This window comes from Sporosarcina sp. P32b (genome assembly GCF_002743335.1).
Lineage (GTDB): Bacteria > Bacillota > Bacilli > Bacillales_A > Planococcaceae > Sporosarcina.
Genome location: NZ_PDZB01000002.1, coordinates 262,582 through 275,430, shown reverse-complemented (window position 1 = coordinate 275,430; position 12,849 = coordinate 262,582). Strand labels below are relative to the sequence as shown.

The 12,849-nt window shown below is 41.5% G+C and carries 15 protein-coding genes and 1 pseudogene; 15 read left to right on the top strand and 1 reads right to left on the bottom strand.

Annotation, left to right across the window (positions count from 1 at the left end; translation table 11 throughout):
* Positions 1-108 precede the first annotated feature (108 nt).
* From CSV64_RS02965 to CSV64_RS02955, 3 genes and pseudogenes are all read left to right on the top strand, one after another.
* Positions 109-1,044: a restriction endonuclease gene (locus tag CSV64_RS02965; RefSeq protein ID WP_099633560.1), complete on the top strand. Its 936-nt coding sequence runs from the start codon at positions 109-111 to the stop codon at positions 1,042-1,044.
* A 58-nt stretch (positions 1,045-1,102) separates the two neighbouring features.
* Positions 1,103-2,221, top strand: a pseudogene (locus CSV64_RS02960) (vitamin B12-dependent ribonucleotide reductase); the annotation flags it as partial.
* 239 nt (positions 2,222-2,460) lie between these two features.
* Complete coding sequence (locus CSV64_RS02955; RefSeq protein WP_099633558.1) at positions 2,461-3,888, top strand: carbon starvation CstA family protein; 1,428 nt, start codon at positions 2,461-2,463, stop codon at positions 3,886-3,888.
* A gap of 119 nt (positions 3,889-4,007) precedes the next feature.
* Here CSV64_RS02955 and CSV64_RS02950 read toward each other — a convergent pair whose 3' ends face one another.
* The gene (locus tag CSV64_RS02950) at positions 4,008-4,997 is read right to left on the bottom strand and encodes a DUF1385 domain-containing protein (protein WP_099633557.1); all 990 of its coding nucleotides are present in this window, start codon (positions 4,995-4,997) and stop codon (positions 4,008-4,010) included.
* 122 nt (positions 4,998-5,119) lie between these two features.
* On the opposite strand from CSV64_RS02950, the gene CSV64_RS02945 reads away from it, so the two are divergent.
* The 12 genes from CSV64_RS02945 (at position 5,120) to accC (ending at position 12,838) form a co-directional block, all read left to right on the top strand.
* Complete coding sequence (locus CSV64_RS02945; RefSeq protein WP_099633556.1) at positions 5,120-5,545, top strand: hypothetical protein; 426 nt, start codon at positions 5,120-5,122, stop codon at positions 5,543-5,545.
* Positions 5,546-5,615: 70 nt separating this feature from the next.
* On the top strand, positions 5,616-6,062 hold the full coding sequence (gene aroQ, locus CSV64_RS02940; protein WP_099633555.1) for a type II 3-dehydroquinate dehydratase: 447 nt from the start codon (positions 5,616-5,618) through the stop codon (positions 6,060-6,062).
* Entirely contained in the window at positions 6,056-7,117 is a 1,062-nt protein-coding gene (locus CSV64_RS02935; RefSeq protein WP_199168403.1) for a M24 family metallopeptidase, read from the top strand. The genes aroQ and CSV64_RS02935 overlap by 7 nt, the downstream gene beginning before the upstream one ends.
* A 24-nt stretch (positions 7,118-7,141) precedes the next feature.
* Complete coding sequence (efp, locus tag CSV64_RS02930) at positions 7,142-7,699, top strand: elongation factor P (protein WP_099633553.1); 558 nt, start codon at positions 7,142-7,144, stop codon at positions 7,697-7,699.
* A 272-nt stretch (positions 7,700-7,971) separates the two neighbouring features.
* On the top strand, positions 7,972-8,181 hold the full coding sequence (locus CSV64_RS02925; RefSeq protein WP_099633552.1) for a stage III sporulation protein AC: 210 nt from the start codon (positions 7,972-7,974) through the stop codon (positions 8,179-8,181).
* On the top strand, positions 8,182-8,559 hold the full coding sequence (locus tag CSV64_RS02920; protein ID WP_099633551.1) for a stage III sporulation AC/AD family protein: 378 nt from the start codon (positions 8,182-8,184) through the stop codon (positions 8,557-8,559).
* Between the two features lie 35 nt (positions 8,560-8,594).
* A complete protein-coding gene (locus CSV64_RS02915) occupies positions 8,595-9,494 on the top strand; it encodes a stage III sporulation protein AE (RefSeq protein ID WP_158232129.1) in 900 nt (299 codons plus the stop codon).
* 9 nt (positions 9,495-9,503) lie between these two features.
* The gene (locus tag CSV64_RS16585; RefSeq protein ID WP_158232130.1) at positions 9,504-9,671 is read left to right on the top strand and encodes a hypothetical protein; all 168 of its coding nucleotides are present in this window, start codon (positions 9,504-9,506) and stop codon (positions 9,669-9,671) included.
* Between the two features lie 90 nt (positions 9,672-9,761).
* Positions 9,762-10,157: a hypothetical protein gene (locus tag CSV64_RS02910; RefSeq protein WP_099633549.1), complete on the top strand. Its 396-nt coding sequence runs from the start codon at positions 9,762-9,764 to the stop codon at positions 10,155-10,157.
* A complete protein-coding gene (locus tag CSV64_RS02905; protein WP_099633548.1) occupies positions 10,144-10,695 on the top strand; it encodes a SpoIIIAH-like family protein in 552 nt (183 codons plus the stop codon). The genes CSV64_RS02910 and CSV64_RS02905 overlap by 14 nt, the downstream gene beginning before the upstream one ends.
* A gap of 279 nt (positions 10,696-10,974) precedes the next feature.
* A complete protein-coding gene (accB, locus tag CSV64_RS02900) occupies positions 10,975-11,478 on the top strand; it encodes an acetyl-CoA carboxylase biotin carboxyl carrier protein (RefSeq protein ID WP_099633547.1) in 504 nt (167 codons plus the stop codon).
* A 13-nt stretch (positions 11,479-11,491) separates the two neighbouring features.
* Positions 11,492-12,838 carry an acetyl-CoA carboxylase biotin carboxylase subunit gene (gene accC, locus CSV64_RS02895; protein WP_099633546.1) on the top strand — a complete coding sequence of 449 codons (1,347 nt, stop codon included), beginning with the start codon at positions 11,492-11,494 and terminating at the stop codon, positions 12,836-12,838.
* Positions 12,839-12,849 lie beyond the last annotated feature (11 nt).

Below are 12,849 nucleotides of genomic sequence, written 5' to 3'. Positions count from 1 at the left end.
TCAGGGGCAACGCATACCTGGTGATCCTGATCGATATTGATCAGACTATAATCCAGGCACGAGACCGCAACACTGTGTAATTACTTTTCAAAAAGGGTGATATTAAAATTGAACAGAGGATATGCAGGTTTTTATAAAGGTTTTTATTTAAGAAGCTCTTATGAGTATGCCTATGCTGTCTATCTTGATCAATTTAATATTTCTTGGAGCTTCGAAACTCAGATTTTTGAAGTGAATGGAAAGATTTATAAACCAGATTTTCTCTTTTATGATAAAAATGGAAAACTAGAGAAGATAGTCGAAATTAAATCTCGAAATAAAAAAGAGATTGAATTGGCGAAGGAAAAGTTGAATTATATTGCGGTTCAGTATCAAGTAACGACAGAATTATTTTCTTATAAAGAGTTACTGAAAATTTATGAAGATATGCCAGTATCTTTGAATTCAGTCATCGAACATTGGATTAACTCAGATAACACTTCAATTCATAAAGGTGTTTCGGGTAGTTTGAACGCTCATTATGGATTAAAGCATAGTGAAGAAACAAAAAAGAGGATAGGAGAGCATACCAAGAAACTTTGGAATGGAGATACTCCTGCTAAGAAAAAGATGATTGAAGGATTACGTAAATCTGGTTTATCTCAAAAAGGGAAAATTAAAACTGAACGCGAAAAAAGATACTGCGCTTTATGTTACGATGAATTTATTGTTATGGTTACTTCTAAGCAAAGTTATTGTTGTCAACACTGCTCAGGTCAATCGGCTATTCGCATAGCGACTGAAGCTTATGTTGAAAGTAGAACTACTGTACATCGGAATATTAAGCAATATATAATTTATTGGACTAATGAGAATAGTGAAATTGTACTATTAACGCCTTTTAATAAAATAAATTCGACTATTAAACCCTTAACCGACGAGATTTATTCTCGATTTGGTGTTAAAGATATGAGGGTTATCTCAAAGGCTGTTTTTGGTGAAGATAAAGGAAGAAAAGAATTGCTAAGGTTTATGAAAAAGTTATGTAGTGAAAATGTATGCTGAACTTACAGGAAGACAACTGTAAGAACTAGAGGATAAAAAGCCTTTAGGATAACAACTGGAACAACCACTTGCACCCTATTCTGTCTGTAATTTAGCTGCTGTCAATCTTGCTGAGATGGCAGATAAACATACGAAGACGGTTAACTTTGAAAAGTTGAGAGAGACGGTACGGACTGGTGTACGTATGCAAGATAACGTCATCGACGCTACACCGTACTTCCTTGAAGAAAATAAAGTACAAGCTCTTGGCGAACGCCGTGTAGGTCTAGGTGTTATGGGACTTGCAGATCTTCACATCTACTGTGAAAAAGAATACGGCTCGCCTGAAGGAAATCAATTAGTGGATGAAGTATTTGAAGCGATTGCGACAACTGCTTACCGCGAATCGATTGAATTGGCGAAAGAAAAAGGAAGCTTCCCGTTCCTAATTGGTAAAACGGATGAGGAAACGAAAGCATTACGTCATGCTTTCATTAATTCTGGCTTTATGAAGCGCATGCCGGAAGATATACGTGAAGCAATTGTGGAACATGGAATTAGAAATTCTCACTTATTGACAGTTGCGCCGACTGGATCCACTGGAACCATGGTAGGGGTTAGTACCGGGTTAGAACCTTATTTCTCCTTTACTTACTACCGCAGCGGACGTCTAGGTAAATTCATTGAAGTAAAAGCGGCGATTGTAGAAGAGTATTTGCAGGCTAATCCTGATGCAGATCCGAACAACTTGCCTGAGTGGTTTATTTCTTCAATGGAACTAGCACCAGAAGCGCATGCGGACGTACAATGTATCATTCAGCGCTGGATCGACAGCTCTATTTCTAAAACGGTTAACGCACCACGCGGCTATACTGTGAAACAAGTTGAGAGTGTGTATGAGAGATTGTATAAAGGCGGAGCAAAAGGCGGTACAGTTTACGTCGACGGTAGCCGTGATGCACAAGTTCTGACTCTGAAAGCGGAAGATAATATTCCGGATACAGAAGAAGTAGTCGAAGTGACAGAACAGCCGAAAGTTGTGCTTGTCAATACAATACAAGCATTGCGTTCTACAAACGTCACGATCGGTTCAGAAGTGGGCGACACATGCCCGGTTTGCCGACAAGGTACAGTGGAAGAAATTGGTGGATGTAATACATGTACGAATTGCCAAGCGCAATTGAAGTGTGGATTATAATTTAATAATAACAAACACCCTGAATGCACTTGCGTTCGGGGTGTTTGTGCACCCATAGGTCAAAACTCATAATCTCGTTCTCTTAAAAGTAAATAAAATAGATATAGTAAGAGTAAATAGAATTATTCTAAAAGTCTATGTTGATATAATTTTCTAATTACTATATACTAAATAAAAATTGTTTGATTTTTCATGAATTAATCAGACACATACATAAAAGACGAGAAGGAAGGGTTTTCATGCTAACATTTTTATCATCTATCGTCTTGTTAATTATTGGTTACCTGACGTATTCGAAAGTGGTTGAAAAGGCATTTGTGATTGATGATGCAAGAAAAACACCCGCTTATACACAGGCTGATGGGATGGATTACGTGCCGATGAGCTGGTGGAAAGGCTGGTTGATTCAATTACTGAACATCGCAGGTTTAGGCCCGATATTCGGTGCGATTGCAGGTGCTTTATATGGACCTGTTGCATTCATTTGGATTGTGTTCGGTAGTATTTTTGCAGGAGCTGTCCATGACTACTTTTCTGGAATGTTATCACTAAAACACGGTGGTGCCCAATTTCCTAAAATCGTAGGGGAGTATTTAGGTGATGTCGCTAGACGTTTAATTAATGTGATTTCAGTTGTTTTAATGGTTCTTGTGGCGGCTGCCTTTACTGCTGGGCCAGCGCAACTTATTTCATCCATTACACCGCTCTCATTTATTGTGTCACTTATCCTTATATTTGCTTATTTCGTGTTAGCGGCTATTTTACCGATTAATAAAATCATTGGTCGTTTATATCCCGTGTTTGGAGTGGTTTTGATTGTTATGGCAGTTGGAATCGGTGGCGCATTATTATTTGGACCAGAGAAAATTCCGAATTTAACTTTGCAGAACTTACATCCTGGAGAATTACCAATTTGGCCATTGCTGATGGTGACGATCTCTTGCGGAGCGATTTCTGGTTTCCACTGTACACAAAGTCCAATTGTTTCCAGAACGATGAAAAAAGAGTCGGAGGGCCGGAAAGTATTTTATGGCGCCATGATTGCTGAAGGTATTATCGCGATGGTTTGGGCTGCAGCTGGTATGACATTCTTTGGCGGTACGGCAGGACTACAAGGCGCTCTCGCTGCAGGTGGTCCAGCTGGTGCAGTGAATGAAATCTCGAGCACATTGCTTGGTTCGTTCGGCGGTCTGTTAGCTATTTTAGGTGTTATCATTTTGCCGATTACAACGGGCGATACCGCTCTTCGTTCAGCGCGTATGATTTTCACTGAAGCAACATCGAAGTGGTTGAATCCCAATAAAAAATGGGTGATTCTTGCTACGACATTGTTATTAGGTGTACCGATGTTCTATCTATCGACCATCGATTATTCTTTCTTATGGCGTTATGTTGGCGGTACGAATCAATTAGTAGCAGCCGTCATGCTCTGGACTGCGACATCCTACTTAATTAGAGAAAAACGAGCACATTGGATTGCGGGAATACCTGCGATGTTCATGACCGCCGTCGTCGTGACGTACTGGATGTATGCTCCCGAAGGTTTACATCTTGACTATGCTGTATCGGTAGGCACAGGGATTGTAGTATCAGGTGCGATCGGTGTGTATTACGTACTGAAAGTCATACAATCGAAGCAAGTCCCGGTTATTGTTAGTGAACAATAGAATAGATAGAAAGGGCCCTTAGCATGCGCTAAGGGCTCTTTTTACTCGCGTGTAAACTTTTGTGAAATAGTAAAAGCCTCGAATATGCACAAAACACATTCGAGGCTTTTTGTTTTATCTTATGAAAGTAGAGGTTTCGCCTCATTCGTTTCTTCTGTTTCTACCGCCATTTGAGGATTCAACACACCTACTCCATGTTCTTCCACTTCCAGTAATTTTTCGAAAGAAGCAATGGCAACTTCTACTTGCTTGTCGTCCGGCTCTTTTGTTGTTAGTAATTGTAACCAAAGTCCAGGGTAGCCTAGATAACGAAGAACCGGTACGTTGCGCACTGCGTTCGTCAGTTGTAATACTTCAAAGGACACGCCGAGCACTACCGGAATCAATAAGATCCGATTCAGAACGCGCAACCAAAGTGGATCGGTTGGAACTAAGAAGTAAATAAACATCCCGACAATGACCGTGAACAAAATGAAACTACTCCCACAGCGATAGTGCAATCGAGATTGTGATTGTACGTTTTCTACTGTCATTTCCATATTACTTTCATAGTTATTGATGACTTTATGCTCTGCACCGTGATATTGGAATACCCGCTTGATTAGCGGTGTCATAGAAATTAATCCAATATAAATGAGTAACAAGAATAGTTTAAAGAAGCTTTCGATCATAATTTGCGCCGTTTTACTAGGTGCTACAGATTGGAATAACTCTGCTAAGAAAACGGGAACGAGTGTAAAGACGAATTTACCGAAGATAAACGATAATACTCCGACTGCCGCCACGCCAAGGACCATCACAAGCTTTGACGTTTCTTCTTCTTTGGCATGTTCCTCTTCTTCACCAGGCATCACGTCGTAGCGATCACTCGCAAACGTCAAATGCTTAGAACCATTACCAGCCGATTCAATTAACGCGACAATACCACGAATTAATGGAATCTTTTTTAATTTAGTGCGTACAGGATGTGATTCTCTCGGTACGTGGTAGTACTCGATCGTATCATCTTTACGGCGAATTGCTGTCACCGTATCTTTCTTTCCACCGAACATTACACCTTCTATAAGTGCTTGACCTCCGTATGCTGGAGGAGTTTTCTGTTGACTCATACCATACCCACGCTTTCTGTCGTAAGAAACGATATTTCCATTGTACTAAAAAAAGTGGAAATGCACCATTGAGATGTTTAAAAATGTGTAATTATCCCGACACTGGAATGGGAGGTATTGTCATGAAAATTACTTCAACACATGTTTGGACAGCTATTATGGCTGCGGTACTATCTATCATTTCACTGAAATTTCTACACGTATTTAAATTTATCAAGTGGTCGCCAATCGGCTGGACGAAAAAATTCCATATGTTTACGACTTTTCCTGGTTGGCTCAAGTGGGTGTTATTAGGTGTCATTTGCTTTTTACTATTCTTTATCCTGTACTTTATTGCGCGATTGACTTGTAAGATTCCGCCCACTCTTTCTTCATTGATCGTGACAATCATTGTCATTATCTTCATTGAATGGATGATCCACGTCAAAGCAGATTTAACCATGACACAATTTATTAAGAAAATATCGATACCGTTTGCTTGTCTGTTTGCAATGATTTTCCGTTTCGTCATTGGGACGTCTGTCTATATGAAAAAAACAATAGGCTAGAACAGTTTTAGTATGTCCCGCTAACTCATTGTGCTAAAATAGGGAAGAAAAATGAGTGGGAGGGGATTTAATGGAGCTGTTACTGTTAAATGGTCCAAATTTGAACCGGTTGGGCAAAAGAGAACCAGATATTTACGGGGCAGAAACACTTGCGGATATTGAAGGTCGTATTCAGCGTCTAGCAAATGAATCGGATATTACGCTTTCATGTTTTCAATCCAATATAGAAGGCGAGCTTATCAATAAGATTCATGATGCAGGAGACCGAGAAATTGCTGGCATCATCTTCAATCCAGGTGCATTTACACACTATAGCATTGCGCTTCGTGACGCCATCGCTTCTATTTCTGTTCCGGTAATTGAAGTCCATATCTCCAATATACATACTCGCGAAGAGTTCCGACACACGTCTGTCATTGCGCCTGTAGCGGCAGGACAGATTTGCGGTTTTGGAACAGCGGGCTACGATCTCGCCTTCCAAGCGTTTTTGTTACAACGAGAGGAGAGACAATCTTGAAAATAGAGCAATTAAGAAAATTATTAAAAGAACAGCAACTCGATGCAGTAGTCATTACAAACCCTTACAATCGTCGCTATATGACGAACTTTACGGGATCTGCGGGGACTGCCATTGTTTCGCAAGATGATGCAGTATTTATTACGGATTTCCGTTATGTAGCCCAAGCTAATGATCAACTCTCAGGCTATCGCATTGTCCAGCATACGGGCACAATGATTCAGGAAGTCGCGAATCAAGTGAAAGAAATGAAGATTGATACACTTGGCTTCGAAAAAGAAGATCTCAGCTACGGCCAGTTTGAAGTGTATAACAAACATGTCCAAGCCAAACTAGTACCGGTTGCTGGTCTAATAGAGAAACTACGTATAATTAAGACACCAGAAGAAATCGAGGTGTTGAAGCAAGCGGCAGCGATTGCGGATGCGGCTTTCGTCTATATTTGTTCGGTCATCCAAGCAGGTAAAACCGAGTTAGAAATCGCCAACGAATTGGAATTCTTCATGCGCAAACAAGGCGCGACTTCCTCCTCATTTGACATAATTGTCGCTTCTGGTGAAAGAGGGGCTTTACCACATGGGGTAGCATCTGATAAAGTGATTGAGACTGGTGATTTAGTTACAATGGATTACGGTGCCCTCTATAATGGGTATATCTCTGATATTACGAGAACTGTTGCGATCGGTGAGCCTTCTGCTAAACTTCGTGAAATTTATGAAGTCACGTTACGCGCTCAAGAACTAGGTGTAGAACAAATCAAGCCAGGCATGACAGGTATCGAAGCCGACGCAATTACACGCGATTATATCAAGTCCAAAGGATATGGAGACGCATTCGGACATTCAACCGGTCATGGGATTGGTATGGAAGTTCATGAAGCTCCGGCCTTATCGTTCCGCTCAGAAACGGTGCTTGTTCCGAATATGGCGGTAACAGTGGAACCGGGAATCTATCTTCCTGGTATTGGCGGCGTGCGGATCGAAGATGATATACTGATCACAGAAACAGGTAATGAACGTTTGACAAAGTCTACTAAAGAACTGCTTATTTTATAATCGGTTAAAAATGGAGGAATACGAATGATTTCAGTAAACGAATTTCGTACAGGATTAACAATTGAAGTTGATGGTGACATTTGGCGCGTAATGGATTTCCAACACGTAAAGCCAGGTAAAGGTGCAGCATTCGTTCGTTCGAAACTGCGTAATCTTCGCTCAGGTAACGTGAACGAAAAGACTTTCCGTGCGGGAGAAAAAGTAGCAAGAGCACAGATTGACAACCGTAAAATGCAGTATTTATATGCGGACGGAGATATGCACGTATTCATGGATAATGAATCATACGAGCAAATCGAACTTTCTGAAAAGCAACTTGAATATGAACTAAAGTTCTTGAAAGAAAACATGGAAGTTCACGTCATCACGTATAAAGAAGAAGTACTTGGAGTTGACTTGCCAGTAACAGTTACACTTGAAGTAGCTGAAACAGAGCCTGGAATCAAAGGTGACACAGCGAGTGGCGGTTCTAAGCCAGCTAAGATGGAAACTGGCGTTGTCGTACAGGTGCCATTCTTCGTTAACCAAGGAGATATGTTGGTCATCAATACAGAAGAAGCGGAATACGTTTCCCGCGCGTAAGTAAATACGTAACAAGGATGCCCCAGAAATGGGGCATCCTTTTTTGCGTGGAAATGAGTTCAAGAACTAAATCTTTAATAAATATTAGTTCAATGTGAGTGGTTCGCTCACTGCAAGCCCTCTAGGAAAGCATCCCCTCCGAAGCGCAAATCCCAACCCCAACAAAAACTCCGCCTTATCTCTTTCAATCAACAATGCCGCTTATACTTTTAAACTTTTGCATATCTAACAAGCATACTTCATAGAGTGGACTATGGAGGAGGCGTAGCGGGATGGAACTGAATGATTTATTGCGCATCGCCGGCGTCGGATTGGTGATTGGGGTACTTCACGTGTTCTTCGAGCAAACAGGCAAGAAGGATTTCTCGTTTTTCCTATTTTTCTTAGCCTATCTGTATATCTCGATCGAATTGTTGATGTTCCTCAGAATATTCTTCACGGAGATCACGGAATTCTTTAGCTGGCTATCCATGGCGATGTAAATGGCGATTCTCTTTCAATTATTTGTCGTGTATCTCTTGCTGCTTCTGCTTTCATTTGCTGCACCCGCCCTGCATCCCATTCTCTATACCGCGCTATTCTTACTTGTCACGGTATATGTATTATTTACGGTCCTTGTACCATTCGGTTCGACGTTGTTAGCACTGACGGAAAAGTTACCGTCGCCTTATGCGACGCTGCTAGTGGTGAGTGCAGGTCTGTATTATGTAGCGGAGGTTCTGTCGCTTCAAATGAAAGATGAGGGGTACGGGGCATTCGGGCAGCTGTTTCAGACCACTATGAAAGTAGTCATCATGACATTGTGGCTGCCGTATATCACGCAATTGATCGAGACGATTCACGCGTTCATTCCCTGGTGAACGAATCCTAACAAAAATGAATGGACGAGACATCTATGCTGAATTTTCTGCAGGAAAGTATCGCAGGTATTATCGGACCATTTTTCTTGTTGCTCATTATGTTGCTCATTGCTTCACTTGTCGATTTCTTTCTTCCGGCGTTTCAAAAGTGGACGAGGTTTCTGTTGCTCATCCTCATTTTAGTGTTGCTGATTGAACCGGCTAGAGAAAGTTTCGAGCAGATTCAAGTTATCACGCATACGATAGCTTCTTTATTCCTTGGTATGTATCCGCTAATTGCCGCGATGATTTTGGCTTCCGGTGCAACGTTCGGCGTCTTGAATTTCCAACCCGCTATGCTGTTATTTGCGCAAGGAGCAGTCGTTTTTGCAGACAAGTTCCTGTTGCCGGTGTTATTGACGGCGCTGTTGTTCGATATCTTTACGCGATTGGTGCCGGAAATTGCTTTCACGAAAATGGCAGATTTATTGCGTACGTCATTGCTTGCGCTTGTTTCTGCCATGGTTGCAGCGTATTCGATTTTCATCACAGCAGGTGGTGCGTTGTCCTGGACGATGAATGGAGCTTTGAATGAGCCACTGAAAGAGCTGATCAAGAATAATATTCCTGTCATTGGTTCATTGTTGACGGATACGCTCGGATCAATCGGCCGTTACTCTTCAGGCGCCACGGCTTACATGAGTGTTTGGCTGCTCGTATCGATCTGGACGATAGCGCTATTGCCGGCGGTTAGGATTCTATGTATTGCTTTTTTATTTAGATGGACCGCAGCAATCATCGAACCGTTTTCGCAAAGGGAAGTATGCGGTTTATTGGACGATATCGGTCGTACATTGTTTGTGTTATGCGCCATTTCATTTTTACTGACATTCGCTTTCATCTATACAACGATTTTCATTGTGATGTTCATTAAACTGATGACGCTCGGGAAATGAGGTCAGTGGATGGAAGTATTTTTAGTGGGGCTGGCAAACTTGGTAGTCCTTGCGCTAATTATTCAGTTGCTGGCGAGCCGTGAGATGGAAAGAATGATGATTCCTTTGTGTAAAGTGGCGATTGGAATATGGATCTTGCAATATATTCTACAATTCGCAAGTCATAAGTTACTGTGACGCTACATATTATGCAAATGTAGAATTCATTTTAGTTAATTCACGTTGAGATGGTGATGAAACTTGGAAAAGCCCACAGGGAAACCCCGATTGATCATGATCGGTTTGATGGTTATGGTGGTTAGCGTTTTATACATCACCAGTACGGCGAATGTAGGAGGGGAGAAACAGAAAAAAGAAGAGAAGCGCATGCTGTCAACACTTGAAGAAACACTTGAACAAATGGAAGGACTAGGGAATGTGAAGGTGTATTTTCATTACGATGAAAAGGAAGAGGAAAGCCCGTTAGCTAATTATTTCTCCGCTTCATCCGCTGTGAAAAGCCAATCACCTTTGCAAGGCTTACTCGTCGTAGCGGAAGGGGCAGAAGATCCGGCTGTACGAAACGGGCTTTCGCAACTCCTAGCCAACGTCCTACAATTGCCTGAACATCGTATCGTCATCGTGGAAATGAAGAAAAGGGGGAATCAACATGAAAGCCAATAAACGAACAGTTTGGTTTTTAACATTACTCAGTCTAGTCGCAGTGATTTCAATCTACTACGTGAAGAAGGAAGCGCCAATGCCGTTTGACGGAATTGCGATCTTCACGAAAGAAACAAAGGACGCAACGAATCTACTCGAAAAGGAAGGCAAGTCGGAGGAAGTGAAGCCGGTCTTTGCTGAATCGTATATTTTCCAGGATATGCGTATGGAAGTACGTAATGAACGCAGCGAGACAGTGCAACAGTTGACAGAGAAAATGACTTCTTCTGATTTCTCCGCTGAAGAGAAAAATGAAATATTTAATGAAATTGCGGATTTACGAAAAGTAAGTTCTACAGAAGCGTTAATGGAGATGCAAATTGCAGCTCTTGGTTACCCTGAAGTATTTGTACGCGGAGATGGTGACCGAGTCAACGTAACAGTATTATCAAACGAAAGCCATTCACCGAAAATGGCGGATGAAATTACACAGTATGTTATGTCGAGTTGGGATGGCGCGCAAACAGTTAAAGTAGATTTTGCAGAGACAAAAGAATAATGACAGAAAGGAAGTCCAAGTGGCTTCCTTTTTTTACATAGAAAAATTAAAAAATTTAAGAGCTGTATGGTTTAAGTCGTATTTCACGTGTATTAGTCAACCTTATAATACTTGCGGATAACACATTGGCGTTTATTTGAATAATTTGTCATAAAATTTGCAACTAATGCGTGTTTTTCAAGAATAATAGAATAATTTGTGTCTTTGCTATTCCAAATTTACAATAAAACGACTATCATAGTATACGATAGCAAGAAAATTTAGTTAGGAGAATCAGATATGTTGAAAATTCAAGAAATTCGAGAAATTATTAAGCTTATTGATCAATCATCCATCCAGAAGTTCTCATTGGAATCAGATGGAGGGAAGATTAAACTAGAGAAAAGTGGCGGACAAGCCGTGACAACGGTTACAGAAGCACCTCAAACACCACAAGCAGCACCTGCTCCAGTTCAAGCTCCAGCAGCACCTGTAGCGGTAGCAGCTCCTACTCCAACAGTAGCACCAGAAGCTCCGGCAGCTGAAGTAGCAACTGATGAAACACTACACAAAATCACATCCCCTATGGTTGGAACATACTATCAAGCTTCATCACCTGACGCAGAAGCATTCGTTAAAAAAGGTGATAAAGTAACAGCTGAATCCATCGTTTGTATCGTAGAAGCAATGAAATTATTCAACGAAATCGAATCAGAAGTAAATGGTGAAATCGTTGAAATCTTAGTGCAAGACGGTCAACTTGTGGAATACGGACAGCCTTTATTCCTTGTTAGAGAAAACTAAGGGGGAGTATCTAATGAAAAAAGTATTAATTGCAAATCGTGGAGAAATTGCCGTGCGGATTATTCGTGCGTGTAAAGAAATGGGTATTAAAACAGTAGCTGTTTATTCTGAAGCTGATGCTGAAGCGCTACACGTTCAACTGGCAGACGAATCAGTTTGTATCGGACCGCGTCTATCAACTGAAAGTTATTTGAATTTCTCAAACGTCATCAGTGCGGCAAAAGCAACTGACTGTGACGGGATCCATCCTGGTTATGGTTTCCTTGCAGAGAACGCGAGCTTCGCGGAACTTTGTGAAGAAGTAAATATCGAATTTATCGGCCCTACAGCGGAAGCTATTTCTAAAATGGGTACAAAAGATGTTGCACGTAATACAATGGCATCTGCAGGAGTTCCGATCGTTCCTGGTTCTGATGGCATAGTGGATGACGCGGACCATGCACTCAAAATTGCGAATGAACTTGGATTCCCCGTGATCATCAAAGCAACAGCCGGTGGTGGCGGTAAAGGAATTCGTGTAGCACGTGATGAAGACGAGCTAGTTAAAGGCGTTAAAATCACACAAAAAGAAGCGGCTGCGGCATTCGGTAATCCAGGCGTCTATATCGAGAAGTATATCGAAGTATTCCGTCACGTAGAAGTACAAGTATTGGCTGATAAATATGGCAACGCGATTCACTTAGGTGAGCGTGACTGTTCTATCCAACGCCGTATGCAAAAGCTTGTCGAGGAAGCTCCATCTCCTGCGTTGAGCCCTGAACTACGCGCGGAAATGGGTGAAGCGGCTGTTAAAGCGGCTAAAGCTTGTAACTATCGCGGTGCAGGTACTGTAGAATTTATTTTTGATCATATCAATCAAAAGTTCTATTTCATGGAAATGAATACACGAATTCAAGTGGAACATCCTGTAACAGAAATGATCACAGGAATCGATTTGATTCAACAACAGCTAAAAGTAGCTTCAGGCGAAGAATTAGCGTTTAAACAAGAAGATATTACATTCAATGGCTGGTCTATTGAATGCCGGATCAACGCAGAAAATCCTGAAAAGAATTTCATGCCATCACCCGGTAAAGTAACTATGTATCTACCTCCAGGCGGCTTTGGCGTACGTGTTGACTCAGCAGTGTACCCGGGCTATACGATCCCACCGTTTTACGACTCAATGGTCGCAAAGCTGATCGTTCATGCGGATACGCGTGAGCAAGCGGTCGCTCGGATGAAGCGTGCACTAGATGAGTTCGTAGTTGAAGGCGTCCATACAACGATTCCTTTCCACGCGAACTTAATGGATCACGAAATATTCCAGTCTGGCGATTTTGATACAAAGTTTTTAGAAAAGTACGACGTCATGAAATAATTGGAGGAGAA